The sequence below is a fragment of the Fibrobacter sp. UWB11 genome (assembly GCF_900143015.1).
In the GTDB taxonomy this organism is placed as follows: domain Bacteria; phylum Fibrobacterota; class Fibrobacteria; order Fibrobacterales; family Fibrobacteraceae; genus Fibrobacter.
In genome coordinates this window covers 1,727,517-1,753,520 of the sequence record NZ_FSRT01000001.1, presented here as the reverse complement: position 1 = coordinate 1,753,520, position 26,004 = coordinate 1,727,517, and the positions used below count along the sequence as shown (strand labels likewise).

21 protein-coding genes and 1 pseudogene are annotated in these 26,004 nt (G+C 46.3%); 20 read left to right on the top strand and 2 right to left on the bottom strand.

What is annotated here, in order from left to right:
• Window positions 1-7 precede the first annotated feature (7 nt).
• The 11 genes from BUQ91_RS07325 (at window position 8) to BUQ91_RS07275 (ending at window position 14,379) form a co-directional block, all read left to right on the top strand.
• A complete protein-coding gene (locus BUQ91_RS07325; protein ID WP_074208709.1) occupies window positions 8-2,092 on the top strand; it encodes an FISUMP domain-containing protein in 2,085 nt (694 codons plus the stop codon).
• Between the two features lie 21 nt (window positions 2,093-2,113).
• Window positions 2,114-4,261 (top strand): FISUMP domain-containing protein, encoded by a 2,148-nt coding sequence (locus tag BUQ91_RS07320; RefSeq protein WP_074208708.1) that lies wholly within the window; start codon window positions 2,114-2,116, stop codon window positions 4,259-4,261.
• A gap of 147 nt (window positions 4,262-4,408) precedes the next feature.
• The gene (locus tag BUQ91_RS07315; protein ID WP_072827020.1) at window positions 4,409-5,218 is read left to right on the top strand and encodes a PDZ domain-containing protein; all 810 of its coding nucleotides are present in this window, start codon (window positions 4,409-4,411) and stop codon (window positions 5,216-5,218) included.
• A 72-nt stretch (window positions 5,219-5,290) separates the two neighbouring features.
• A complete protein-coding gene (locus BUQ91_RS07310; RefSeq protein ID WP_254842278.1) occupies window positions 5,291-7,771 on the top strand; it encodes a putative LPS assembly protein LptD in 2,481 nt (826 codons plus the stop codon).
• A gap of 90 nt (window positions 7,772-7,861) precedes the next feature.
• Complete coding sequence (locus BUQ91_RS07305) at window positions 7,862-8,434, top strand: Maf family protein (RefSeq protein ID WP_254842277.1); 573 nt, start codon at window positions 7,862-7,864, stop codon at window positions 8,432-8,434.
• Between the two features lie 3 nt (window positions 8,435-8,437).
• Window positions 8,438-9,376, top strand: coding sequence for a helix-turn-helix domain-containing protein (locus tag BUQ91_RS07300; protein WP_072827022.1), 939 nt, complete (start codon window positions 8,438-8,440; stop codon window positions 9,374-9,376).
• A gap of 11 nt (window positions 9,377-9,387) precedes the next feature.
• Entirely contained in the window at window positions 9,388-9,972 is a 585-nt protein-coding gene (gene hisB / locus BUQ91_RS07295) for an imidazoleglycerol-phosphate dehydratase HisB (protein WP_072827023.1), read from the top strand.
• A gap of 469 nt (window positions 9,973-10,441) precedes the next feature.
• Window positions 10,442-11,503: a hypothetical protein gene (locus BUQ91_RS07290; RefSeq protein WP_074208706.1), complete on the top strand. Its 1,062-nt coding sequence runs from the start codon at window positions 10,442-10,444 to the stop codon at window positions 11,501-11,503.
• A gap of 231 nt (window positions 11,504-11,734) precedes the next feature.
• Window positions 11,735-12,568 (top strand): TIGR02147 family protein, encoded by an 834-nt coding sequence (locus BUQ91_RS07285; RefSeq protein ID WP_074208705.1) that lies wholly within the window; start codon window positions 11,735-11,737, stop codon window positions 12,566-12,568.
• On the top strand, window positions 12,555-13,547 hold the full coding sequence (locus BUQ91_RS07280) for a hypothetical protein (protein ID WP_139299708.1): 993 nt from the start codon (window positions 12,555-12,557) through the stop codon (window positions 13,545-13,547). The genes BUQ91_RS07285 and BUQ91_RS07280 overlap by 14 nt, the downstream gene beginning before the upstream one ends.
• A gap of 25 nt (window positions 13,548-13,572) precedes the next feature.
• Window positions 13,573-14,379, top strand: coding sequence for an outer membrane beta-barrel protein (locus BUQ91_RS07275; RefSeq protein WP_083601173.1), 807 nt, complete (start codon window positions 13,573-13,575; stop codon window positions 14,377-14,379).
• On the opposite strand, the gene BUQ91_RS07270 is transcribed toward BUQ91_RS07275, so the two are convergent.
• The gene (locus BUQ91_RS07270; RefSeq protein WP_074208702.1) at window positions 14,376-15,344 is read right to left on the bottom strand and encodes a KamA family radical SAM protein; all 969 of its coding nucleotides are present in this window, start codon (window positions 15,342-15,344) and stop codon (window positions 14,376-14,378) included. The two genes, BUQ91_RS07275 and BUQ91_RS07270, sit on opposite strands and share 4 nt — an antisense overlap.
• Window positions 15,345-15,385: 41 nt before the next feature.
• On the opposite strand from BUQ91_RS07270, the gene efp reads away from it, so the two are divergent.
• A complete protein-coding gene (gene efp / locus BUQ91_RS07265) occupies window positions 15,386-15,970 on the top strand; it encodes an elongation factor P (RefSeq protein WP_072827029.1) in 585 nt (194 codons plus the stop codon).
• Window positions 15,971-16,162: 192 nt separating this feature from the next.
• Here efp and BUQ91_RS07260 read toward each other — a convergent pair whose 3' ends face one another.
• Window positions 16,163-17,149 (bottom strand): hypothetical protein, encoded by a 987-nt coding sequence (locus BUQ91_RS07260; RefSeq protein WP_074208701.1) that lies wholly within the window; start codon window positions 17,147-17,149, stop codon window positions 16,163-16,165.
• 368 nt (window positions 17,150-17,517) lie between these two features.
• On the opposite strand from BUQ91_RS07260, the pseudogene BUQ91_RS16045 reads away from it, so the two are divergent.
• The 8 genes and pseudogenes from BUQ91_RS16045 to gatC all read left to right on the top strand — a co-directional run.
• Window positions 17,518-17,604 (top strand): annotated as a pseudogene (locus BUQ91_RS16045) (hypothetical protein); the annotation flags it as partial.
• Between the two features lie 80 nt (window positions 17,605-17,684).
• Entirely contained in the window at window positions 17,685-18,671 is a 987-nt protein-coding gene (gene thiL / locus BUQ91_RS07250; RefSeq protein WP_074208699.1) for a thiamine-phosphate kinase, read from the top strand.
• Entirely contained in the window at window positions 18,668-20,593 is a 1,926-nt protein-coding gene (locus BUQ91_RS07245; protein WP_254794279.1) for a GspE/PulE family protein, read from the top strand. The genes thiL and BUQ91_RS07245 overlap by 4 nt, the downstream gene beginning before the upstream one ends.
• Window positions 20,594-20,808: 215 nt before the next feature.
• Window positions 20,809-23,358, top strand: coding sequence for an ATP-dependent helicase (locus tag BUQ91_RS07240; RefSeq protein ID WP_074208698.1), 2,550 nt, complete (start codon window positions 20,809-20,811; stop codon window positions 23,356-23,358).
• A gap of 117 nt (window positions 23,359-23,475) precedes the next feature.
• Complete coding sequence (locus tag BUQ91_RS07235) at window positions 23,476-24,117, top strand: AgmX/PglI C-terminal domain-containing protein (protein ID WP_074208697.1); 642 nt, start codon at window positions 23,476-23,478, stop codon at window positions 24,115-24,117.
• Window positions 24,118-24,377: 260 nt separating this feature from the next.
• Window positions 24,378-25,322, top strand: a complete 945-nt coding sequence (locus tag BUQ91_RS07230; RefSeq protein WP_074208696.1) for an Rpn family recombination-promoting nuclease/putative transposase — start codon at window positions 24,378-24,380, stop codon at window positions 25,320-25,322.
• A 19-nt stretch (window positions 25,323-25,341) separates the two neighbouring features.
• Complete coding sequence (locus BUQ91_RS07225) at window positions 25,342-25,638, top strand: hypothetical protein (RefSeq protein ID WP_139299707.1); 297 nt, start codon at window positions 25,342-25,344, stop codon at window positions 25,636-25,638.
• 84 nt (window positions 25,639-25,722) lie between these two features.
• The gene (gene gatC, locus BUQ91_RS07220) at window positions 25,723-26,004 is read left to right on the top strand and encodes an Asp-tRNA(Asn)/Glu-tRNA(Gln) amidotransferase subunit GatC (RefSeq protein WP_015732335.1); all 282 of its coding nucleotides are present in this window, start codon (window positions 25,723-25,725) and stop codon (window positions 26,002-26,004) included.

Sequence of the window (26,004 nt, the reverse complement as noted above, 5' to 3'; positions counted from 1 at the left end):
GGGACGGATGAAATTTTTTGCATTTCTGTTTTCGGTGCTGGTGTTGTTTGCCTGCTCCGAGTCGGAAAATGTTGCGTTTTTCAATGATAGCGACCTCACCGCTCAGGAGGGGAGCTCTTCGAGCTTCGAGGAACTATCAAGCTCTTCGGAAATTGCCGCTAGCAGTAGCGATGTGTTGTTGTCGAGTTCGTCTGCGCCCATGCTCATTCAAAATTGTGTGTCAATGATCATCACGGATGGTCTTGACTCCATTGCGTCCAGCGAAGACTTTTCTTGGGATAAGGGCGGCGGAGCTGGCTGCGGTGTAGCCGCGTTTGTCAAAGGTTCTGGCGTTAGCAGAATTGGGGCGAGTGATTACGCCTCCTATTACGATACTCTCCTTGCACGCAATCCTCCCGCGCACATGGTTGCGCTCGACACGATTCTCGAAAAGCGTATCCAAAAACTTTCCGAATCGGGAATTGCACCAAAGCAGCAGGCTGAATGCATCGCACAAACGGAACTGTTCGAGGCTTTGGGAATCGATTCCGTTATCAATAAAAAATCAGGCGTGACAAAGCTCACCGTCAGTCGAGCTCTCGACTATATTTTTGGCGGCACGACGCAAAGCGATTTTTATAAGGGTGTGAACGATTATTTTGCAGAGAACGGCACGCTTTTATTCGAGCATTACTGCAATTTTGAGGATTTGGACAACTACAAAAGTGAAAGAAAAAACGGAAGATATTATCCCAATATTTTTAACACCTATCCCCGTTACTCTTTATACGACAACAGTGCTTTCGAATCGAAAGGATGTGCTGGAGGCATACCGCGCCCCATCCCGCTAGAATTGGTCAATGAGACAAGACGCAAGTGCATGAACCTTCCTATTTGCGACCAGTCCAATCGCGAGACCGTCGTCGAGGTAAAGCATATTTATGCGTATTTGGGTACAGTTCCGTTCGTTTGCAGGGAAAATGGCTGGAATACGCCGAATGAGATGGAACTTGCAACTGATGGAAATCCATGTGACAAAGAAGGTAAATACGTATTTTATTCTAAACGTCCCGATACTTCGTTCGTTTGCAGTTTAGATTCGGGATGGCATAAGGCGATGACCATCGATGCAGAAACTTTTGACGTTCCCTGCGATGAACATGGTAAACTTTACAAAAGCCCGAACAGACCAAATGTCACCTACGTTTGCCGAACGACGGCGTTTTGCAGAACCCATAATGGTCATCAAGAAGCTCCTTGTTTTGCTGACCGCGGCTGGGATTATGCCCAGCAAATGGATTTTGAAACATTGAACGCACAATGTGATAGCGAGGGCAAGACGTACCAAAGTCCGTCGGATTCGAACTTGTACTACGTTTGCCATGACGGAATGTGGACCAAGTTTTTCAATATGCCTTGCGATACCGACAATATGCGTGTCACCGTTAAAAATGAAAATGTTAACCCAGGCTTCGATCGATACATTTGTTATAACAAAACATGGCGGCGCGCAGGCGAATGGCACACGGATTTCCCCACTGAATATTATTTCAATCCCGATTTTGATTACGGAAGTTTCGAAGACCCACGCGACCATCGCATTTACCGTACGACTGTTTTTAAAGGCAAAACTTGGATGGCCGAAAACATGAAGTACGAGGGAACATTCTTGACGGACAATCCTCAATCGACAACTTGTCTCCAAGACAGCTGTAAAAATTTGGGGCGTTTCTACGATTTATACACTGCCGCAGAAGTTTGCCCCGAGGGGTGGCGGCTCCCTGATTCTAGCGATATTGAAGATTTTAGAGGTTCGCCATTGGATGTTAGAAATTTATTTTCGCTGCTTTATTCTAGAGGAACGAATGACCCTCACGGCTTGAGTTTTATTCCGACAGGAAGAATCATGAACCAACCTGACTTTAGTTTATATGGTGGGCAAGGAGGATCCTATCTTATGTGGATGAGCCCGACTCAAGAAAAGAAACGCCGTATCGCCTACATTAATGGGATTGATGTTGATTTTTGGTGGGGCGAAGATCTTAGAGAAATGTACGCAGGTAAGGAATACGACTATACAACTTACGTGCCGGTTCGTTGCATCAAGGAATAAAATTAAGAGGGAGAAGGCTTGATGAAAAAATTTGCTTGTTTGCTGTCGGTCGTCGCGTTAGTCGCGTGCTCGGAATCCGAAAATATCGCGGATTTTGATAGTGGCGCTATCGCTCAGGAGGATAGCTCTTCTAGTGATGAAAATCTGTCTGCTACGGATGATACTCAATCTTCAAGTTCCTCTTTATTTTGTACAACCTTGTCTAGTGACTCGAAAGATGTAGTAGCTTCTAGTTCTTCTCTAGTTGCACAGTCTTCTGATGCTAAAGATAAGCTGCTTTCTTCAAGCTCGTATTATTTGGACTTTTTAGATACTGGAATTCCGGGCAGAGGTGCTGGCGGAGGCTGTGTTGCCTCTTTATCTGCATCGAATGGTGCTACTGCTTTTCCTGATTATACGTGGGGAACGGGCGGTTTTCGTCCTGAAGAACTTCCTCGTTCGATTAACGGCTATCAGTTGCTTATCGAAGGACGTGCTGTAAAGTTGATTGCGGATGGAGTTGCTGCGGAAGATGCCGAAAAGATTGCAAAGAGTGAACTCGTTGCGGCATTGGGGTTGGATACTTTGTTTGTCCAAAACCCGTTGATGGATAGGCCGGCTAATTTTTCGAGGGCTGACGTTGAAAATACATTGAATTATTTCTTTGATCGTGATACTGTTGTGACCTATAACATTGTCAAGTCGTTTTCTGAAAAGGGAACTTTAGATCGTTCCGAATATTGCGGCATATGGAATGTTTCTCCAAGCAATAGCTGGGGAGGCGAAGAAAATGCTTTTATCCCTTATAGAAACATTTCGTTGTGGGCAAGAACAATCGGTCAACCAGGATGTGCCGCTACCGGTTATGAATCTGTTCCACCTACTTATATTTTAAACAACGTTTATCGGAAATGTATTGGACTCCCTTATTGCGACGGTAAACAATTTGGTATTATCGAACAAGCTGGTCTTAAAAATATCATAGCTGACACGCTTTACTATTGCGGTACAAGCGGCTGGACGCTTTTGATGAATTATGAAGATGATACCAAGGATATGCCTTGTGACGAAATTGGCAAAATGTTCAAGAGTGCTTCTTTAAGTGAACATTATTATGTTTGCAAGGAAAACGGCTGGAATGTCGCTACAAAAATGGATTACGAGACTAAGGATATTCCGTGCGGCGATTCAGCAAAAGTTATTCAAAGTCCGACGGATACGACTAGGTTCTATCTGTGCAAAAATTCGGAATGGAAAATTGCTACTCAATTAGAAAAGGAAACGACTGGAATTCCTTGCGACCGTATCGGAAAAATGATAGAAAGTGAATGGAGTAACCAAAGTAATGGTGGTATCTTTTACATCTGCCATGAATCAGGCTGGGACCAGGCTACTTATAGAGAAAGGGACATTGGCGATAGAGCCTGTGATGCAGAAGGGAAAACGATCCAGGGCTTACGCGATACTTTGATGTTCTATGTATGTTTCCAAAATGTTTGGGTCGATTTCAATGAAGCTCCTTGCGATACAGATAACAAAAGGCTTTACAATCGCAGTGCCGGGGGTGAAAACCAATATATCTGTTATAACGGCAAATGGCATTCTATGATGGAATGGAGTTGTGAGTTCCCGAAGGAGTATTACTTCAATCCTGATATCGAGTATGGAACGTTAATTGATGAACGCGACGGAGAAACTTACAGGACTGTTGTTCATAACGGATACACGTGGATGGCTGAAAATTTGAGATATGTGACGGCAGACGCTTCGCAAAGCATCCCTGTTGAAGAAGGGTGCGAAATTGCTGGTAGATTTTATTCGAAGGAAGCCGCTCTAACCGCTTGCCCTGCAGGCTGGAAATTACCTGATTCGATGGCTGCTTATTCGTTAAAAACAAGGGAATATGACTATCTTTCTCCATTTTTGCAAAATTGTTATAATGAACAATTTGTGTCTGATATAGGTTCTCGCTGTAATGGATTTGATTGTAATACTAAAGGAACTTCATTTTTGCCTTTAGGAACAAGTAAAAAGCCGCATACCGAAAGAGGACCGGAAAATACCAAGTACTGGGCTTATAGCTACAAAAATCCAGGTGATATTTGGGCGTTTGGCTTTGGTTTCAATTACATGACGTTTTATTATGTGGATGAGGATGAGCTAGTCCCTATTCGTTGCGTCAAAGAGTAGTTTGCATTAGCCAAAAAAGACCGCTTATGTGCCCATCCGTTGCATTGAAGGGTGTTTTTGCCGTTTTATTCCGTATATTTCGGCCTGAATCCGTTTGAAATAAGAACTTTTTATTATATATTATGGAAGAAATTTAAGGAGATTATTATGAATAGTTTTGTTAAGGCTTCTTTGATTGCCGCAATGATGACGGCTCCGCTTATGGCTGACGAATCTTTTGGTGGTGTCGGCATTACCATTTATCAGGTGGGCGAAGGCGTTCATGTGGCCGAAGTCATCCCGGGCACTCCAGCAGCAGAAACCAATCTCCGTGCCGGTGATGTTATTACCGCTGTTGATGGTGTAAGCCTCAAGGGTCAGAATATTGAATTTTCTAAGGCAAAACTCCGCGGCCAGGTCAATAAGCCGCTCGAGATTACTTATACGAGCAATGGCGAAACATATTCTACCGTGATTCGTCGCGCCCAGATTACCGTGAAGGACTTGGACAACAAGGCCGTCAAGAGCTGGTATGGCGACAAGGAACGCGTGAACGCTCAGGAACTCGAAACGTTTGCAAGTGCAACTGAAAATGACAAGCAGCTCGTTGCTGTGCTCAGCCGTGGTAACCTTGTCAAGAACGATGTCGCTGTTGCTTCTGCTGATGTGAATGGCGTTTATGTGGAAAAGGCTAAGACCGCTCCGAAGTTCACCAAGACGACTCCGGTTCGCTCGGGTGATGCAAGCCTCCGCCTTTTCAATCGCAAGGCTCTCTCGTTCACGGTTAAGTCTACGGGTCGTGTTGCAGTGACGATCATGAATGCCGATGGCGAACAGGTCGCAAAGCTTGGCCTCGACAATGCTGTTGCTGGCGTGAATACGATTAACTGGAATGGTTCTCAGCTCCCGAGCGGTCGCTACGTTATTTCCATTGACCACAATGGTTCTGTAAGCGGCGCCAACGCCCTGCTGAAGTAATATTCCGCTATAATCAAAAATTTGAGGAACGCTTCATATTTGGAGCGTTCTTTTTTTCTATCTTGTGGAACCGTGATTTTGTCCAAAACCCATCGTTATCTGTGGGCCGTTTTTGCATTGCTTGTCGCTGCGGTCTTTGCTCCTTGCTCTTATGGCGAGGACATGACCCGCTTTGAACTCGAAGAGCGCGAGCAGCCTGTAGAAGATACGACCGAGGTCGATTGGATGAACGATACGACAGGCGTCGATACCATTGAATATCATGCGGTTGACCTGGTGTACGATGTAGAAACATCGACATTCAACTTGAACAAGTCTGCTCAACTCAAGTACCGAACCGCAACACTTGAATCCGATACCATCTGGATGGACCAAAAGAATCAGATTTTGGCCGCTTCTGGAAATCCCGTACTTCGCGAAACCAAGAATCCTTCGCTTTCGGGTATGCGTCTCAAGTACAACCTCAAGTCTAAAATAGGCGAGGTCTATTACGCAACGACGTTCCAGGACAACCAGCAGTTGAACGGTATGGAAGTCCGCCGTTTGCCGGATACGCGAATCCAGATTGCGCGCGGTGACTTTAGTACATGTAACGATACAACTCACCAGCACTTCTACTTTTATGGACGCCGCATGGTGGTAAAGCCCAAGGAGACGATTACCGCAAGACCGGTGGTGTTGAATATTGCCGATGTGCCTGTGGCAGTTCTCCCGATGATTGTGGCTCCGCTCAAGAGTGGTCGTAAGTCCGGTATTTTGACGCCCAAGTTCGGTGGCGACCAAAAGCAGGGCTATTACTTGCGCAATATCGGTTTTTATTACGCTGCCAATGATTACTGGGATGCTACGATTTCTGCAGACGTGATTGAAGGTGACGAAGCGCGTTTTGAACGTTCGACGTTGATGGGCGAGATCCGCTATAAGAAACGTTATTTGCTCGATGGTTACTTGCGCTATACGAGCTACCTCGAAGAATTCGATTTTAGCAACAGCGGTTACGATATTGAATTTTCGCATAACCAGAACTTGACTCCCGATGCAAAGCACACGTTGAGTGGTCAGGGCTCCTTTGTGAGCGATAGGGGAATCCGTAAGAACAACTCGCTGGAATCGAGTACGATTTTGAACCAGCAGGCAAATGCTTCACTTGCTTATTCTGGAAAGTTCGGCAATAACAAGAGTCTGACGGTCAAGATTTCTCAGAATCATAACCTCACGACGGGCATGCTTGAACGCGACTTGCCCGATATCCAGTACCGCATGAGCGGAAACCTTTTCAATTTTGAATTGGATGAAGGCGAAATTGCTGCCGAAGACGGCTCGTTCCAGTCGTTCCTTGAAAAGTTCAACTACAGCTTTACGAACCGCTTTAACTATAAGTCGCACCGTGAACGCGACACGTTGCAGAACAAGGATACGACGGCGCATTATTTGGGTTACACGGGTACTTATACGCTCGATTATTCCGGCCGCCTTTTTGACGTTATCAACATTACGCCGCGAGCAACGTTTACGGGATATTGGACGGGTACTTCTTGGCGCAATCCGAACGATTCTTTGTACAAAAGAAAGCGTTATGTGAGCTTTAATCCTGAAGAAGGAACTTATGGTAACGTTGCTTACAACCATAGCTACAGCTTGACCGCCGATACAAAACTATATGGTATCTGGGTTCCTGAAATCGGGCGGTTCACTGGTATTCGCCATGTGCTTTCTCCAAGCGTTTCTTACACGTATGCGCCTGAAATCGATACGGTCAAAAAGTTTGCTCCGCATCCGTATCTCGGACAATATCCGTACCAGCAAAAGCAACAGACGATTGGCTTTAGCTTGAGTAACGATTTTGATATCAAGTATCTCAAGGTGGCTGCAAAAGTCGATACGACTCGCGGTGATTCCTCGAAAAAGGCCAAGGCCGTTGAGGACCAGTACGGCACACGCCGCTTGCTTACCACAAGGCATAGTTTTTCGTACAACTTTGCAGCGGATTCTCTGAACTTCTCGGATATTTCTTCATCGTTTGGATTCCAGGTTCTGCCGGATTACATGTTTACCATCAATACCCGCCATAGCTTCTACCACAAGTACGATTCGAATCCGAATAAAGTCAAGTTCCCGGAACTCACATACTGGGGGTATGAACTTTCAAAGAATTTCCATTGGAGCGGTACGTTTAATGGAGGCTTGCCTTCGCAGCTTGAAAAGTACGAAATGCTGAATTGGTCTTTGAGCTTGGATTACCGCTATTCGTTCAGCAGTACGCGCGTGGCAAAGAATTTGTTCAAAGACAACATTTCTCATTCGACGGGTATTTCGGCATCGTTCCAACCGACTGTCAACTGGGATGTTTCTTACAGCACCCGATACGATTATAATGAAGGTAAGTTTGTTTCGCATGAATTCACGTTCAAGCGTGTGCTGCATTGCTGGCAGCTCGATTTTACATGGACGCCGACAGGTCCTGCCGCTGGCTGGAGCTTCTCTGTGTATGTGCGTGACTTGCCGGATATCAAGCTGAATGCCGGTAGCACCGACACGAAGGTTTATGATTAAGTTAGACGAAAGATGTTTGTGTTGCAGTGTCATCCCGGATCGCCATCTCGTCAATAATTTGTGATATTAACTAGTAACTAAAAAGATATTATGACAAAATCTGAAATAGTTCTTGCTAGCGGTTCTCCGCGCCGTTCTGAAATTTTAAAACAGTTGGGTGTCCATTTTCGCGTTGTGGTCTCTGGCGAAGACGAAAAACCCACAAGCACAAATCCGCTCGATTTCCCGCGTGAAAACGCATGCATCAAGGCTTTGTCTGTATCGCGCCAGGAACGCGATGCCTACGTGCTCGGCTTTGATACGCTTGTTTTTTTGGACAACATGCCGCTCGGCAAGCCGAAATCCGAAGAAAACGCCCTTGAAATGCTAAGCAAGCTAAATAATCGGGGCCACGTTGTCATAACCGGTGTTGCAATTGCCCGCAACGGCGAAGTCCTTTGTGCTTCTGAAGAGAAAACAGAGGTCTTTTTTAGAAACTGTTCCTTACAGGAACTTAAAGATTATGTAAATTCTAAAGACCCGATGGATAAGGCGGGTGCCTACGGTATTCAAACGAATGGTGCGCGCCTAATAAAGTCTATCAACGGCTGTTACTACAACGTGGTTGGGTTACCAGTTGCACGTACACTGGAAATGTTGGATGGTTTACAAGTTAAGGTATAGCAAATGATTCAATTGGATGAGAAAAATCCCAACGAACGTCTCGGCGATTTTTTGGCCCGCGTTCGCGAATCTCAAGGGCTTTCTATTGACGATCTTTCGGAACGTACGAAAATCTCGGTGAAGATGCTTCGTTTTATTGAAGCAAGCGACTGGAAGTCTTTGCCGGTAGACGCTTATGTCCGTAGTTACCTGAATTCTGTAAGTACTAAGCTTGGCTTGGATACAAAGGCTGTCCTTAAACTTTATGCTGAAGAAGCTGGTTCAAGCTTCGCTACGCGCGACACGGAACCGATGAAGAATATCGCTCCGATCACGGAAGAAGAAAGTAAGCCGCGCAGCAAGGCCGTGCCTATTGCCATTGTTGTCATTGTGGCTTTTTTCATTGTCGGGCTCCATTTTGTAACGAAGGGTGACGCTACTACTGATAGTAACGCCAATCCGCCGGCGGTGGTTGCTGCTGAAGATTCTTCGGAAATCAGTCAGGATATGCCTGAAGGAGCCGAAGCTGTTCCTGCAGATTCCATCAAGGACGAAAAGAATGAAAAGGTGACGCAAGCCGATGTCGATAAGGCTATGAAAAAGTCTGAAAACCTCCCGGCATCTGCAACGATTTTCATTTCGGCATCTTCTAAGAAAGATACCGTGACGGGTCCGGTTTCGGACAATGGCCGCACGAAGATTGAACTTGTCGGTTCCGGCGAAATGCGTTCCTGGGTCGGCATCAAGCGCGACGAAGATGATGATGAATTTGTGAAAGAAGCGAATATTGCAACGGTCGATAACAAGCTGGTCTATACGGCTAGCGGCACGTTGTATATCGTGATTGGCGAACCGCGTGCTATTGGCAAGATGTATTTGAACGGAGTGGAAACCCCGGTTCCTGTGCCGAAGTTTGGCCGTGTGGCTCGCTTTAGCGTTTATGACGGTCGTGTCCTTAAATAAGAGGTGCTAAGATGCGTTCTTCTAAGATTTCTCGCAAGACGGGTGAAACCGATATTCAGCTTTTCTTGAATTTGGATGATTGCTCAAGAGGAAAAATCAGTTCGGGTTCGGGATTCTTGGATCATATGCTTAACTTGTTCCAAGTGCATGGCGGTTTCCATCTCGACTTGACCTGCAAGGGCGATACTGAAGTCGATATGCACCACAGCATGGAAGACATCGCCATTGTGCTTGGCCAGGCTCTCGTTGAAGCTTTGGGCGACAAGAAGGGAATCGAACGCTACGGTTTTTACTTTGTTCCGATGGATGAAGCCTTGAGCCGCGTTTGCATTGACTTTAGCAACCGCATCGGCTTTGTCTGGAATGTAAAGCTCCCTGCTGCAACTGCAGGCGGAATCGAAGCCAGCATGTTCGAGCACTTCTTCAAGAGCCTTTGCGAAAATGCACGCATGAACTTGCATGTGGAACTGTTCTACGGCAATGACAACCACCATTGCCTGGAATCGATTTTCAAGGCTTTTGCTCGTGCCGTTGCTATGGCTGTGGCTCCTTCGCGTAACGTGAAAGGCATCCCCAGCAGCAAAGGCGTTCTGTAGTAAGGTCGCGAGAATCGTCGCGGTTGAAAAGCGCGAGAATTGCCGAACTTGTCATGCCCGCGAAAGCGGGCTTTATCTTTATTGTCATGCCGGACTCCGTTCTCTTTGACCACTTAGAACTTTAGTTCTTACGTGGTCATGATCCGCGTATGGGGACGGCATCGCCTTTTTTATTACGTCATTCTGAGCGAAGCGAAGACAACCTCATAAGGCGAGAGTCACAGCCATACTCGTATGGATAAGACCGAGCCAAAGAGGTTGGGGCATGCCCCATCCATAATTTCTCGTTTGTCAAGCGTGTTTCACATTTTGTAAATAGAAATGCGGCGAAACTTCGGTTTCGCCATTTTTTGTAAAGAATCCTTATTTTGTGAGATATTTAACGTATAAATATACGTCCTGCATATTAAGTTATTTCTTATAAAAGTTTTATGTTTTGCCTCGATGTGGGTGTTTTAGCGAGGCCGTGATGAAAGTGATTTCTACGACATTGAAGTTGGCGTGTAGCCCTTTAGCTTTCTGCGATATTACGTGGGCTAAAAGCGATGTCGACTATCGTAAATCGCTTGCTAAAGCACGCGTCTATATGGTTGCTAAAAAGCCCCGCGTTGATTTTTGCAATGTGAAATTTGCGGGGCGTAAAATTGATTTTGACCTCGTGAGCGAATGTGGTCGCGTAAGCGTTTCTATCCCTACCGATGAACCGCTTTTTAAGCCGAGTGAAAAGAAAACGCTTGTAGTCGATGTTGGTACTGACGCACCGCATGTTCTCGCTAAAGATGAAATTGTTGCAAAAACTCATGGAATAAAATTCTATGAAGTTGATACGGCGTTCTTTGAAAAGGCTAGCGACAAGGAACTGAAAAAGTGCTTGGACGAAGACTCCTTTGTGGCGTGGCTGACGCCCGAAAGACTTTTGTACCTTTATTCGAATCGGTTGATTCGAATTCCGAATTTGGATAAAACCAAGTGTTTCCTTTGGAATTACGAACCGATGTTTATCGGGAAGGTGGTGCGTCCTGTTGTTAAAAATGCAGAAACGCGCCATGCACGCGAGACAATCCTTGATATGCTCGAATCTGAAATTGAAGATTGCGAGGATATCTGCAATGACGTTGTATTTCTGTTCTTTGATGTGGAAGAACGGGATAATAGCCTTTTGATCGGCAATGCGGTTTCGATTAATGAATTTCAACTCCCTTTAAACGGTCTTGCCTTGCCTTCAATCGATTTGCTTGCAGTGGCGGCCGAGAACGTTTTTACCGAAAAATTCAAGCCCAAGTATAATGCCGCACTTTTCCACCCGTACCTCAATGGTGAGGATGTCGCAACCGAGACCGAATACGATGCCATTGATTACGCCGTCGATGACTGGATGACTCTTGTATTCAAGGGGATGAAATGGTATGGCGGGCTTGAAGGAAATTGCTTGGTGTATAGCAAAGGCGATAATTTACGTGTGATGGCACCGACGTCATTTGATGATTTCCTAGAAAGGAAGTTTATCGAATCCGTACTCGCGTGTTCTTGACGTCATCCTGAGCAGGGCGAAGGATCCAGTAATTTCACGAATTATTTTGTCATGCCCGCCTTGAACGGGCATCGCCTTTATGAAACGCGATGTTTCTTATGAGTGACTAAAAATTGCTAATTTTTAACAAAAATTGCTAAAATTTTATAAAATTTGAAAAATTTGTTTCATCAATGTTGAATTATTGGGTTGCGTAATTTATCTTTATTGGTGTAAAGGTTACATGTAAAAATGAAATCCGTTTTTGAATACAGAAACTACCGCGAGTACATTCGAGACTTTTACGAGAGTCGTAAAAGATGTTCCGCGTTCACTTGGCGCGAATTTGCCAAGCAGGCTGGTTTTTCTTCTTCGGGATTTTTAAAGCTTGTCTGTGACGGTAAAACCCGACTCTCGAAAGTGGCAGTAGAAAAGGTCTTGCCTGCGATGAATTTGTCTGGGGAACAGGCTGAATATTTCCGCTTGATGGTTTCGTTCTGCGATTCGCAACAACCTGAAGTTCGCAGTTCATCGTTTGAAAAAATGATGAAGATTGCGCAAGAAAATCGCGTGGAATTTCTGGAAGCGAAGTCGTTCGCGTATTTTTCGTCGTGGACAAATCCCGCGTTGAGGGAACTTGCCCCGATTATGAAGGGCGCAACTCCGCTTGAAATGGGGCATGCGCTTGTCCCTGCAATTTCTGCTGCAGACGCTCGCGAATCTTTGGAACTTCAGGAATCGCTTGGCCTCTTGAAAAAAGACGAATGTGGAAATTATCATCAAACGAGTGAAGGTGTTTCAAGTACCCGCGAAATGGTGTCGGCAACGGTTGTCAGTATGCAAAAGCAGTATGCGCAACTAGCTGCTGATGCTTTAGAACGTTATACGCGCGATTACCGCCACATCTCTGGAATGACGATGGGGCTAGACCGTGAAGCGTATGAACGCTTGGCTTGTGAACTTGATGCTTTCCGCAAAAAAGTTGCAGAAATTGTGTCTAACGTGAAAAGTTACGACCGCGTTTATCGAATGAATTTACAGCTCTTTCCATTGAGCAAAAAGGTGGATGAAAATGAAAAAGAATAAATACTCTATACAAAGTGTTTTGTCAATTTGCTTTGCTTGCTTAATTGTTTTTGCAGGGTGTGCTGGCTTTACCGAAGATGGAAATTCTTTAGAAACAAATAACTCAATTGATATTAATTTAGAAAGTCAATTTGCTGCGGCTCGCACCACTCAGATTGGAAAAGTGGATGTAGGCGAAACGGAAAGCACGATAACTATTATTCACGAACAGATTGGTGCATGCGTTAAGAAAGATAGTGTATTTAAATGGGATGAATCATTCTATTGGGGAGATACGATAAAATATTATTGCAGTTTCAAGGGCGATACTCTTGTTCTTACGGATTCTTCTATAAATCATGATACAGGTTTGCCTACTTATACATCGTTCTTTTTTGTCGGAGGAACTAATGGTGTGCTAGATGGCATTTGGATGGTGTCTCCGTGTGTTTCATTTCAAGGTGATCTTGTATGTTGGGATGATGGCGTAACGACGTTTATTCAAATTGATGGCGATAAAATAGAATTCCGTGAATCTCAAGATAATTTTGATTATATGAGTTCAGGTTTTGTTTATAATCTCTTTTCTTTTATTGATAGAAAACCGCGGATTGATTATTCAGTATTGAGTCAAGCTGATATATTTGCGCATTCAATGGATTTGGAATATTGGACTACTCAAGATAACTTTGTTATTAATAATAAAACAAATAGAAACATGACTTTTACGTATGAAGGTAGATCCTGGACTTTGAATGTTGATTATGTCAGTAGGTCTGATTCTGCGGTTGTGAGTCTCTCGTCTGGTGACGCCACCTGTCAATGGCACTTCCGTGAGAAAAAGAGTTCTTTTCAAGAATTATGCCGTGAAGAATTTGAAGAGTATCTGTATAGCACTTATTGGTATAGCTTTGATACTTATGTATGGAACTATAAAAATAACAATTACGAGGAATTCGGTTCTTGTATTAACAGAATCCAAGGCATTGAAAAAAAATGAAAATAAATTGTGTTAGGAGGAAAATATGTGGTTAAAAAATAGAATGGGCAAATTGGTGGTGACCCTGTTGGCTTCCATGCCGTTGCTTGTTTACGCTTCCGGTTTTGCGACTGATGCGGCGGATAAACCTCTGCGTTTGGGCGTTCACGCTGGCGTAAACAAAGTTAACGAAGTTACCGATGCTCCTTGGGGGATTTATGCCGATGGGGTGGGGTATGGCGGAACGCTTTCGTTTGATGTGTTGTACCGTATTTCACCTCGGTTTTCGCTCCATTCTAGTGTGGGCGTGGATTACCGCTATTTTGGTTCAGATCACCAATTTTTGGGATGTGAAACGGAAAATACAGTAATTGATCTAGATGTAGAAGGTTCGTCTCGTAGTGAATGTTTTTGGTCCGGTTCAAATAAAGACTATTTGCTTTATCTAGAAATCCCGATGTTGGTGCAATTTCATATTCCGAATATTCTCTATTTCGAGGCGGGGCCTGTTTTTGATTTTAAACTCATGCGGAAAAAAGACTACTTTGATAGAGAAATTCGTGAAGATAAATGCCAAGAAGACCGCATTGCTGGAGCTGGCTTATCTGTAGGTTTCGGGCACGTTTTTTCATCGGGCTTTTTCATTGATGCCCATTTGTCGTTCCAATTGACGGATCTTGTGTCTATTGATAAGAGCTGTAGCAGTTATACTGTTACTGCGTGGAAGACTTATCTCAATCCGGAGACGGGGGAGACCATCAATGAGAAGGATTTTGATTATATCCAAAAAATTGAAGTGGGTTCGTATTTCTTGATAAACAAAATCCAGCTCGGCATCGGCTACTGGTTTTAAACGGGCGTTTTGCTCTTTTCCCCGGCAATCTCACGAACGAGTTTCGGTACGAGGTAGCCGGGGAGTTTTTTGCGTATTTGCGCGATGAGTTCGCGGGCGTGTTCATCACTGATTTCAAAATGGGCGACCCCCTTTGCATGGTCGAGTTGATGCAAATAGTAGGGGAGTACACCTTGTTCAAAAAGCTTGCGGCACAAACGTTCCAACGTTTCTGCATCGTCGTTCACGCCTTTCAGCATCACGCTCTGGTTTAAAAGCGTCCAACCGCTAAATTTGAGCTGCGCAAAGACGGCGGCAGATTTTTCATCGAGTTCGTCGGGATGGTTCACGTGCACCACGAGTACGCAATTGAATCGTGCGGGGAGTTCACGCAAAAGTTCAAAATGCTGCATTACAAGGTCGGGACGCATCACGGGGAGTCTTGTGTGGATGCGGAGTGTCGTGACGGAAGGGTGGAATGCAATTGCTTCCACAAGGTCGCGGAACGGCCCTGGCCCAAGTGTGAGCGGGTCTCCGCCCGAAAGAATGACTTCCCAAATGTTTGTATGAACGTCCAGCCAGTTCGAAACTTCACTTGCAATATTCTGTGTGTCCTGGAAGGGGTAGTTGCGCCTGAAACAGAAACGGCAACGCACACCGCAGGCTGATGTCGAAACGATAAGGGCGCGGTTCTCGTACTTTTGCAAAATGCATTCGGACTTGCCCGCAGGGAGGTCTCCAACGGGATCATCGACGAATCCCGGAGCATCCGTGAGTTCGTCTGTAGAAGGTAGAACCTCGCGTAGCAGTTTGACGGGCTCGTTTGATTTCTTGATAAGGTCGGCGTAATGCTTGGAACAGTTAAAGGCAAACGAAGGGTTGTGGTCTAGGTTTGCTTGCATTTCGCTTGTCAAACCTGTAAAATCTTTGCCCAAATAGTCTAAAAAATCAGAAATATGCGTGAAAGTTTTAACAGAATTTTCCATTATATTGCTAAATTTAGAATCAAAAACCAAAAGAGGATAATATGGGTACTGTAAGCACCAACGAATTCCGTAAAAAATTGAAAATCATGGTTGATGGTCAGCCGTATGAAATCATCGAAAACCAGTTTGTGAAGCCGGGTAAGGGTCAGGCTTTCAACCGCGTTCGTATCAAGAACTTGGTGACTGGCCGTACTCTCGAACGCACCTGGAAGAGCGGTGATACGGTGGAAGAAGCTGATGTGACCTACACCGAAATGACCTACCTCTACAACGACGGTTCTACTTGGTACTTCCTCAACAGCGAAACTCAGGAAACTGAAGAAATCTCCAAGGAAGCTCTCAATGGCTGCGAAGTTTGGCTCCTCGATGGCGCTACTGTCGAAGTCACTTGGTGGAAGGATCCGAAGACGATGGCTACACTTCCGATCGAAGTTATCCCGCCGACCTTCGTTGACTTGATGATCGTTGACGCTCCTCCGGCAGTTCAGGGCAACACTAGCGGTAACGTGATGCGTGAAGCTACTCTCGAAACTGGCGCCAAGGTGATGATTCCGCTCTTCATCGAAAACAACACCAAGATCCGCGTGGATACCCGCGACGGTTCTTACCTCGAACGCGCAAAGTAATAAGACCGCTCGGCTCTTATGCAAGGCGGGGACTCCGTCTTCGCCTCGCTCTCGCAACCACGCTCGGTTAATACCGGGCGTTTGTTGCTCACTATAAGACCGCTCGGCTCTTATGCTAGTGAAAAAGGCTCCCGTGAAACGGGAGCTTTTTCTGTATATAACCTTTTTTAGTGCAAGGGGATTGGAATATTGTTAGGGCTTCGTGGCACCAACGGCGCGGCGGAAAACTCTCGCGACATCATCCGGGTTGTCGCTTTTGAGCCAGCTTAAGGTTTCTGTACCGCGGTAGCTCCATGCAAAGATGTTCTTGATGCCTGCGGCACGGCTTTCTTCGACAGCGATGGCGAGGTCGTTTTCTCGGCCCGCTTCAATTTGGTACGCCTTGATCCACATCTGTACGGATTTCCCGTAGCGGGCCGCGACTTCCACAAGCTTGTTTGCGGTTTCGCGATATTTTTCGCGAACCCACTCTTCGCTCGCTCCCCGTTCCCAGTACGGGTCGCTCGCGATTTCATCGACCGCGGCGAGACTGGCGACGCGTCCCCAGTCGTCGAGCCCCGCCGGGAACCACGGCGGGAGCATGCAAACGCAGTTGCGTTTGCCGCGGTCGTGAACGTCTTTCGTCATCTCGTCCAAGAATTCAATCAAACTTTCTTCGCGGAACTGCTTTACGTCATCCGTAAGCTCGGCGGGCATTTCGTACCCGAACTTTGTTCTAAATAAATGGCGGCATTTTTCGCAACGGCAGCTCCAGTTGCTGAGCCCGCCCTTTTCAAAGTAAAAATGCGGCTCGTCCCAAAAGATTGTAGAAACGTTCGTATCGCAAACCGTTGCAATCCACTTGTGCATGAACGCTCTGAATTCCGGATGGTTCGGGCAGGCCGCCACTTTCGGCTTTCCGTCGAGCGCCACTTGGCACATATCGTGATTTCTGGCTGTGAGTTCCGAATAAGCTTCTCCGCCAAAAACTCGACCGACACCCCACGGGTTCACATAAACGCTAAGGCCCATTGCGGCAGACTCGTTCACGATTTGCTTCATGGTGTCGTAATAGTATTGCAGGTCTTCTTCGCTCCATGTGTGGAGCACAGCGTTGAATCCTGCTTCTTTTATATGTACAAGGTCGATGCGTGCGAGCTCTGGAGAGCGCACACCAAAATAGCTGACGCCTTTAATCACGGTTAAAAACCTCTGTTAAAATCCTCTGTAGCTCTTGTGCTGGGTCCACTTGGCCCATTGCGGACAACCGTTCTTGTGCAGAACGTTTTCGAGCGTGGCGCACCATTCTTCTTCGCTTACAGGGCGCCTGATCCAGAACGTGCTTTCGTCTCTGGAATCTTCGGGGAGCGGCATGTCGTCTGGAATGATTTCGATAATCCACGATTCCGGTATGCCGTTGTGGAGTTCCTTGCTGAATGCAAGGTTCTTCTCGGTCGCATGGTTCGCATGATCAAAGATGATGAGCGCCGGTGATTGACCGATGATGAGTGCAGATTCCAAAAGGCTCTGTGCGCTTTCGATAGAATTGCACGTGTAGAGGGTGGAATCGTCTGCCATGTTCCCATGTTCTAAAAGCCAGCGGAAGGTCCACTGGTTCAGCTTGTCGAGGCTGCCGGGCGATGATGGCGTTATAAAAAATATGTGTCCCACACCTAAAGTATAGAAAGTTTATTGTTAAATTATTGGGAGAAAAAATTGATTTGTCCTTAAAAATATGAAATTCCCTGATCTTGGCGAATTCAGGTTCGTCAGCAAAATTTTGGAAGGGGCTGTACCCTTAAAAAAAGAATCGCCCTCGCACCGCAGCTGGTTGTCCGCCGGTGATGACTGCGCCATCTTTGATGGCTGGCTTGCAACAAAGGATCTCTCGGTCGAAAACACGCACTTCCGCCTGGACTGGTCGAGTCCGGAACAGGCGGTCGAGAAGCACATTGTGTCCAACGTTTCGGATGTGTCTTCCATGGGCGGTCGGCCCTGCATTGCTCTCTTTGGACTCTGCGTGAACAAATCTTGGAGCAAAGAAACTTGCGACAGAATTGCAAGGGCGGTATCGCAAGGCTTTGAGAGAAGAGGAATTACGTTGATTGGTGGAGATACGGTTTCGGGAGATGTCGGGATGTTTTCGACAACGCTTTTGGGTAAAACCGAAGGCGAAACGACTCTCCTCCGTGACGGAGCGAAACCGGGTGACCGTGTTTATGTGGCCGGAACTCTTGGCAAATCCGATGCCGGATTATGGCTTTTGATGAACCATCCCGAAGAGGCCGCGCGCTTCCCCCGACTCGTTGAATATCATCTCGCCCCCAAAATTTGCGAGGATGCTGGGGCTCAACTGGTAAAACAGGGGGTGCGGGGCGCCTGCATGGACATTAGCGACGGACTCAGCTCCGAGGCGAACCATTTGGCCCTTTCTTCGGGTGTTTCCATCGAAATTGACGAAAAAAAATTGCCCATTGACCCCGATGTTTTGGAAATGTGTGATTATTTTGGGCTTTCTCCCCTCAAATTTGCGTTAAATGGGGGTGAAGAATACGAACTTCTGTTCACTTCTAATGTTACAAAAAGTATATATTTAGAAGGTACGCCCCAAAAAGCCGAAATCTACGAAATTGGTTTTGTCGATTCAGGGTGTGGTGTTTACTTGAAAAACCAAGTTGGTGGTAGGATAATTTTAAACGCTCAGGCGTGGTCGCATCTATGAAGGATTCAAACAGCTTAGGACAGTTGCTGGTTCGCGTTAACTTGATTAACGAAGACCAGTTGAAGTACGCCGAAGACGAAGTCAAGTACCAGGCGCAGTTGGGCAAGAAGGTGACCCTCGTCCAGATCCTCATTAAGGCTGGAATGGTCAAGCAGGAACAGCTGACGGATATTCTGGGTGTCCAAATGCAGAGCGTCACCAAGAAGCGTATTGGTGAAATGCTCTTGGACCAGGGCTTCATTACTCAGGACCAGTTGAACGAGGCTCTTGAAAAGCAAAAAACGTCGGGTGGCAAGCGCTTGGGTCGCGTGCTCGTCGATTTGAAGTTTATTGACGAAAAGAAACTCACTGACATTCTTTGCTGCCAGTTCGAAGTTCCTTTTGTAAAGCTCGATGCTATCAAGCTTGATGAGAAGGTTTACGAGTATATCTCTGAAGACCAGTGTAAAACACACAAAATTGTACCGCTTTATGTGACGAAGGATTCTCGCCAGGCGCTCGTTGTTGCCATGGCGGACCCGACGAACGTGAGACTCAGGGACTCCATCAAGTTCAAGGTCAAAAAAAACGTCGATGTGGTCATGGCATCCGAACAGGATATCAAGAAGACTATCGATATTCTTTTTGCTGGCCACGGACCTGCCGAAGAATCCCTTGCTGAACTTATCGGCTCTTCTAACGACGATGAACTTGAAACCGTTGAACGCGGTCAGGGCGGTAACGACGAACCGGAATTGACCGACGAAGAAGGTCGTCAGGTCGTTAAGATCGTGACTACGCTTATTCACGAAGCCATTGCCCGCCATGCATCTGATATTCACCTTGAACCGCAAGAAACGTTCCTCAAGTTGCGCTACCGTATTGATGGTGACTTGCAGGTGATGTCTCCGATTCCGGCTCGTTTGATGCCGCAGATCCTTTCGCGTATTAAGCTTTTGTCCAAAATGGACATTGCAGAAAAACGTAAACCGTTGGACGGACGCTTTACCGTGCGTTACAAGGGCGCCGAGGTTGACCTTCGTGTGAGCTCGTTCCCGATTTCTTTGCGTAAGCGTGGCGTTTGCGAAAAAATCGTTATGCGTATTTTGGACCCGAACTCGGGTCAGTTCCCGCTAAAGGAAATGGGCTTCGACCCACGCGTGCTCAAGCAGTTTATCGATGCGATTAACGCTCCTAATGGAATTGTGCTGGTTACCGGTCCGACGGGTTCCGGTAAGTCTACGACGCTTTATGCTTCTATTCGTGAAATTCTTGACTCGACGATTAACATCTCGACGATGGAAGACCCGGTGGAATTGAATATTGATGGTGTGAACCAAGGTCAGATTAACAATGCCGCAGGGTTTACGTTTGCGGCGGGCATTCGTGCCTTGCTCCGTCAGGACCCGGACGTTATCATGATCGGTGAAATGCGTGACCAAGAAACCTCGACGATGGCTATCGAAGCTGCTTTGACGGGTCACTTGGTCTTCAGTACGCTCCATACAAACGATGCTGCAGGTGCTTTCCCTCGTTTGCTCGAAATGGGATTGGAACCGTTCCTTGTGTCTACTGCCATTAAGGGGGTCTTGGCCCAACGTCTTGTGCGCCGTATTTGCAAGAACTGTAAGGAACCGGTCGAGATTTCTCAGGAACTCCGCGATGAACTCCACCTTTCGCCGGACATGCAGTTCTACCATGGCCGTGGTTGCGAAAAGTGCGATGGTTCGGGCTTCAAGGGCCGTTGCGGTATTTACGAATTCCTCGTGCCGAACGAATCTGTGCGTAACCTTGTGATTAAGCGTGCTTCCGGTGACGAAATCAAGCGCGAGGCCATCAAGTCTTGCGAAATGATTACGCTCCGTATGGACGGTATCAACAAGGCTCTCCAGGGGCAGACCACTTTGGAACAGGCTATTGGCGCATCCACCGCCGACGAATAATAGACGCTTGTCACCCCGAACTTTTATTCTTGTCATCCCCGCCTCCGAGCGGGGATCTCCTATTTTTGTAAGAGTCTAAACTAATAACCAATGACTAATAACTAATGACCATTGACCAATGACCAATAACCATTGGCTATTTCCTAATGCCTAACCCCTAAAACCTACAACCTATTTTCTATATTGCACATCTGTATATCGACTAGAGGTGCAGGATGGCAAATACTGTAGATGGTAATGTTTTAGATCGTGAGTTGAACCCGGAACAGGCGGCTGCCGCAAAGAAAATCAACGGCCCGATGCTGATCCTTGCCGGTGCAGGTTCGGGAAAGACGCGTTGCATTACCTACAAGATTGCCCATTTAGTTTCGTTTCACAATGTGGAATCCAATCGAGTGCTGGCGGTGACGTTTACGAACAAGGCCGCTCGTGAAATGAAGGACCGTATCCAGAAACTGTTGGATAATCGCTTGCCTTTTATGTGGATGGGAACGTTCCATTCCGTGTGCCTTAAGCTTTTGAAACTCTGCCTTGCGAAAGATTTTGTGATTCAGGCGCTTGGTGGCAAGTGGTTTGATGCGAATTTTTCGATTTACGATGACGACGACCAGAAGCGCATCCTCAAGGAAATCTTGAAGGACGATTTGGGCGATGATTATGACCCTGCTGAACTGAAAAAGGTTCATGGTGCGATTTCGCGCTACAAGAATACGATTTTGTATAAAGGCGACAAGGCAACGTTGCAGACTCCTGATATCGCGATGTTGAATGCGGAATTTGCCGACCAAGAACGCAATGCTCGTTACTATGCTGCTTACCAGAAAAAGCTGTCGGAATCGAATGCGATGGACTTCGATGACTTGCTTTTCAATACGGTCAAGATGTTGCAGATGGTGCCTAGATTGGTCGAGTCTTTGAGACACCAGTTTCAGTATGTCGTGGTCGATGAATACCAGGACACGAACGATGTGCAGTATGAACTTTTGAAGTTACTCATCAATCCGGAAACGAAGAACGTGACGGTGGTGGGCGATGACGACCAAAGTATTTACGGCTGGCGTGGCGCGAACATCAAGATTATCCGCAATTTCCACCGCGATTTTGCTCCGGTGACGATTGTCAAGCTAGAACGTAATTACCGCTCGACCGCGAACATCGTTAAGGGCGCGGGTTCCGTGATTGCGCATAACGTTCGCCCTGCAGAAATGCAGAAGAACGTGTTCTCCAAGGAAGAAGCGGGCGAACTCATCCACGTGCGCTATTTCGAGGATGACCGTTCCGAAGCATCGAATATTGCAAAGGCAATTGCGCAAGCTGGTCCTGATTTTTATGCAAAAACGGCTGTTTTCTACCGCACCAACGCGCAGTCCCGTTTGCTTGAAAAGGCTCTCAACGACCTGCGAATTCCGTCGGTGATTTTTGGTGGCACAAGGTTCTGGGACCGCAAAGAAATTAAGGATATTTTGGCCTACTTGCGCGTGCTCGCCAACGAAAAAGACGATGCCGCCTACTTGCGTGTGATTAACACTCCGCCACGTGCCATCGGCAAGACAACTGTCGAAGGCGTGCTCGCCAAGGTGAAGGCGGGCGAGGGATCGTTGTGGGACAATCTTTTGGCCGAAGCGAACGGCACGGGGCGCGGCGCTCCGAAGTTGAAAGGTTTTACCGATCTTGTCATCCGCTGGAAAAACATGATGAATTCTGGCGAAACGCCGCTCCCGATTCTTGCTGAAAACATTATCAACGATATCGGTTACAAGGAATTCTTGCGCAAGGAAGACGAAACTACGGCCGATGAACGCATTGCGAACTTGGACGAAATGATCAACGCTATCCGCGAATTTGACGAAGACCATCCGGGGGCGACTCTTGATGCGTTCTTGCAGGACATTTCACTTTTGACGGATGGCGACAAGAAGGTCGATACGTCGAAGGGCCTTGTGACGCTTATGACAATCCACATGGCAAAGGGCCTTGAATTCAATACGGTTCACCTTGCAGGCTGCGATGATGAAATCTTCCCACTGGTGCGCGGAACTTCGATGCTCTCGATGGCTGAAATCAATGAGCAGATGGAAGAAGAACGTCGTTTGTTCTACGTGGGGTGCACCCGTGCCGAAAAGAAACTTTATCTGTACCATGCCGAACGCAGGTTCTTCCAGGGGAATATCCGTCCGTTTGCTCCGTCACGGTTCCTCAAGGAATTGGACCCGTCTGTTGTTGACTTTACTCCGTGTTTGAATACACGTCCGTCCGTTCCTAGTTTTGTCGGGAATACGCGTTCCAGTTCGTCGTATGGTTCGTCGAATTATGGTTCCCGTCCGTCCTATGGTTCTTCGGGATCTTTCGGAAGTTCCCGTTCGTCCGGCGGCTCATACAGCGGAAATTCTTACGGAAGCTCTCGTAGCGGTTCCGGCAGTTATGGCGGTTCTTCGTATGGCTCGTATGGTTCTCGTCCGGCGGCGGTGCCAGCGTCCATCAAGAAAAACGACAAGCATATCGTCTATCGCAATCCGATTAAGGTGGCTTCGCCAAAGCCTGCCGCTTCGAGTGGTCCGCACGTTGTTTACGATGAATACAGCCAAGTCGCAAATCAGAATCCATACCAGGCAGGCGTTCGTGTTCGACATTCCAAGTACGGCAATGGCGTTATCATGAAGGCTTATGGCAGTGGCGACAACGCTCGCGTTGATGTTCGCTTTGATCGAGAAAACATCAACCGCACTATTATCCTTAAGTACGCCGCGCTGGAAATTATAGGGTAGGGCATTTCTCCCGTTACATGTAAATTTTCATTAAAACGCTTGGCGTTGTTTTTGTGATTTTGTAAATGATATTCAGATGTACTCACGTTTGCAGTGCTGAAAGAATGCGAGGCGAATATGGAAATGTGTAAAATGAAAAATTTTTTCATCGCGATTGTCGTCGCAAGTGTTGCTTTCGTATTTTCAAGCTGCAAAGAAGAAACTAGCCGACAGATGGAGTCTAGTAGTTCGACTGTAACGAAGGAATCAGTAAAATTTCGAAGGATTAGTGCAAAAATAGATTCTAATAGTAGTTGGTATCGTCGTGGTAAGCCGATACCTGGTTTTAGTGAGGAACGAAAAACTACTTTTTTTCATTGTGATTCTCCTGTAATGTCATGTTTCCCAGGCTATCCACCTGTGAAAAACATGTATAAGGGACATGTTAAGATTCCGTCTTTAAGTGATATTGATTTAAAAAATGAAAATGGAGCCAATCGAACTGCTTCAGATGTTATGAAAGTTTTTCGTCAACGAACACCAGGACTTCGTCATGTTTATAATAGATATTTGAAAAAGAATCCTGGATTCCAAGGTGAGATTACCTTAAAATTCACAATTGCTCCCAAAGGTGAAATTACAGACGTTTCCATCGTTTCTTCTACAACGCAAAATCGCAATTTTGATGCCGAAATACAACAATTAGTAGGCAGCTGGGTATTTTTCAGGGTAAAATCAGGTGAAACAATCGTCTCAATCCCATTTACCTTTACTGAATGAATATTGCTTGCAAACGGTTGTTTGCAGAACAACCTGCTACTCGGTCATGTCAACTCAAGCAAGCTTGGTTGCCGCGACACTCGTGCAAACGGTTGTTTGCAAAATGGATGCTCTGCAAAACGCCCCCTTGTTTTTCTTGAACGACTTTGTTAGATTATAATCAACAGTTCTGATGAACTGAATTTATTATATCGTTATCTATATCCTTTCTTATATCATTTCTTTTATGAACTTGTCTCTAAAAAGAGAAAGGATATTCTATGGAAGAAAAACAGGCGGCAAAAAAGCCTCACGATGCTTTTTTCCGTTGGCTATTTGCAGATGTTAAGCATCTCAGGTATTTGCTTGAACTTGCTGGTAAAATAAATATTGATGTGGGGGAGTTCCTCGCTGCGGTAAATTTGGATACGCTAGTCCGCATTCCGGATTCGTATTCTGAGGTCTATGAAACGGGTGATGCAGATTTGGCATTCCGTGTTAATGTTCTGACGGGCGCACCCGTATTTGTTGGAATCCTTGTGGAGCACAAGTCCGGTCGCGATGCCGATATGTTCAATCAGCTTGCGCGTTACATGCGTTCCGTGATGAAACGCTTTGACGAGGGACGCCTATTCGACGGCCTCCCGACAATGGCGATGATATTCTACAACGGGCGTGATAACTGGAACCCGCTAGAATTGCTTGAGAAGGACTATCCCGCATATTTTCACGGCATGGTGCTGCCGTTCCGCTGTGCGTTTGTGAATATGTCGGACATTCCGGACAGCGACTGCCTCGCTTGCGAAGATGTCGCGACAGGCTTAGGAATCGCGATGATGGCGCATGCTTACGACAAGGATGCCATCCTTGATATATTTAACCGGTTCAAGCCGAGATTGCGAAAAATGCCAGACAAGGAGTGCTCTTGTTTGCTCGAAAAAATAAGTCTATATTTAGCAGAGTATCTCGGTAAAGAAGTTATGAAGGAGTTGAACATGGCTTTCAAGAGCATTGGACAAAAGTACGGATTCGTCAGTGCCGGCGATTCTTTCCGTCAGGAAATCGCCGATGCTCAGGCGATGGCTGAAAACGCTAAAGCAGAATTGGTGCAGAATCGTGACGACATTGAAACTGTTTTGCGTGAAATGGGAATGTCCGACGAAAAAATTGCTGAAATGCAAGCCAAATTAGAGGCACTTCGTCAAAGTCGACAATCTCATGGATAAAATTCTGAAGGAGTTGAACATGGCTTTCAAGAGCATTGGACAAAAGTACGGATTCGTCAGTGCCGGCGATGTTTACCGTCAGGAGATTGCCGATGCGCGCACTGAAGAACAAGCCAAAGCGCAAAAGCTGATCGATGAAGAACGTCAAAAAGCCGAGAACGCTCGTCAAAAGGCTGAAAATGCTAAAGCTGAATTAGCTCAGAATCGAGACGACACTGAAGCTGTTTTGCGTGAAATGGGAATGTCCGACGAAAAAATTGCTGAAATGCAAGCCAAATTAGAGGCACTTCGTCAAAGCAGACTGTCTCATGGATAACTTACTTTGGGTATACCGAGGAACAAATCTTAGCGGAGTAGAAAAAATTTTCTATCTTGCATTCCGTAAAATAAGAGGTTTTTTATGCTTGAACGTGAAGAAGTTTTGAAACTCGCAAAGTTGTCTCGCCTGAGCATTGCTGAAGAAGATATTCCGGCTATCAAGGGTCACTTGGATAAGATGCTCGACCATCTTGAAGCATTGAAGGCTTTGGACCTTTCGAACGTGGAACCGATGACCGCTGTCGAAAACGGCGCTACCATCCTCCGCGAAGACGTGCCGGTCCAGGGCTTTACGCTCGACCAGGCTTTTGCGAACGCTCCGGCTGTTGAAAACGACCACTTTGCCATCCCGAAGGTGATGTAG

Coding starts and splice junctions, on each gene's coding strand:
- BUQ91_RS07325 (WP_074208709.1), top strand. CDS start 8: ATGAAATTTTTTGCATTTCTGTTTTCGGTGCTGGTGTTGTTTGCCTGC.
- BUQ91_RS07320 (WP_074208708.1), top strand. CDS start 2,114: ATGAAAAAATTTGCTTGTTTGCTGTCGGTCGTCGCGTTAGTCGCGTGC.
- BUQ91_RS07315 (WP_072827020.1), top strand. CDS start 4,409: ATGAATAGTTTTGTTAAGGCTTCTTTGATTGCCGCAATGATGACGGCT.
- BUQ91_RS07305 (WP_254842277.1), top strand. CDS start 7,862: ATGACAAAATCTGAAATAGTTCTTGCTAGCGGTTCTCCGCGCCGTTCT.
- BUQ91_RS07300 (WP_072827022.1), top strand. CDS start 8,438: ATGATTCAATTGGATGAGAAAAATCCCAACGAACGTCTCGGCGATTTT.
- hisB (WP_072827023.1), top strand. CDS start 9,388: ATGCGTTCTTCTAAGATTTCTCGCAAGACGGGTGAAACCGATATTCAG.
- BUQ91_RS07290 (WP_074208706.1), top strand. CDS start 10,442: ATGAAAGTGATTTCTACGACATTGAAGTTGGCGTGTAGCCCTTTAGCT.
- BUQ91_RS07285 (WP_074208705.1), top strand. CDS start 11,735: ATGAAATCCGTTTTTGAATACAGAAACTACCGCGAGTACATTCGAGAC.
- BUQ91_RS07280 (WP_139299708.1), top strand. CDS start 12,555: ATGAAAAAGAATAAATACTCTATACAAAGTGTTTTGTCAATTTGCTTT.
- BUQ91_RS07275 (WP_083601173.1), top strand. CDS start 13,573: ATGTGGTTAAAAAATAGAATGGGCAAATTGGTGGTGACCCTGTTGGCT.
- BUQ91_RS07270 (WP_074208702.1), bottom strand. CDS start 15,344: ATGGAAAATTCTGTTAAAACTTTCACGCATATTTCTGATTTTTTAGAC.
- efp (WP_072827029.1), top strand. CDS start 15,386: ATGGGTACTGTAAGCACCAACGAATTCCGTAAAAAATTGAAAATCATG.
- thiL (WP_074208699.1), top strand. CDS start 17,685: ATGAAATTCCCTGATCTTGGCGAATTCAGGTTCGTCAGCAAAATTTTG.
- BUQ91_RS07245 (WP_254794279.1), top strand. CDS start 18,668: ATGAAGGATTCAAACAGCTTAGGACAGTTGCTGGTTCGCGTTAACTTG.
- BUQ91_RS07240 (WP_074208698.1), top strand. CDS start 20,809: ATGGCAAATACTGTAGATGGTAATGTTTTAGATCGTGAGTTGAACCCG.
- BUQ91_RS07235 (WP_074208697.1), top strand. CDS start 23,476: ATGGAAATGTGTAAAATGAAAAATTTTTTCATCGCGATTGTCGTCGCA.
- BUQ91_RS07230 (WP_074208696.1), top strand. CDS start 24,378: ATGGAAGAAAAACAGGCGGCAAAAAAGCCTCACGATGCTTTTTTCCGT.
- BUQ91_RS07225 (WP_139299707.1), top strand. CDS start 25,342: ATGGCTTTCAAGAGCATTGGACAAAAGTACGGATTCGTCAGTGCCGGC.
- gatC (WP_015732335.1), top strand. CDS start 25,723: ATGCTTGAACGTGAAGAAGTTTTGAAACTCGCAAAGTTGTCTCGCCTG.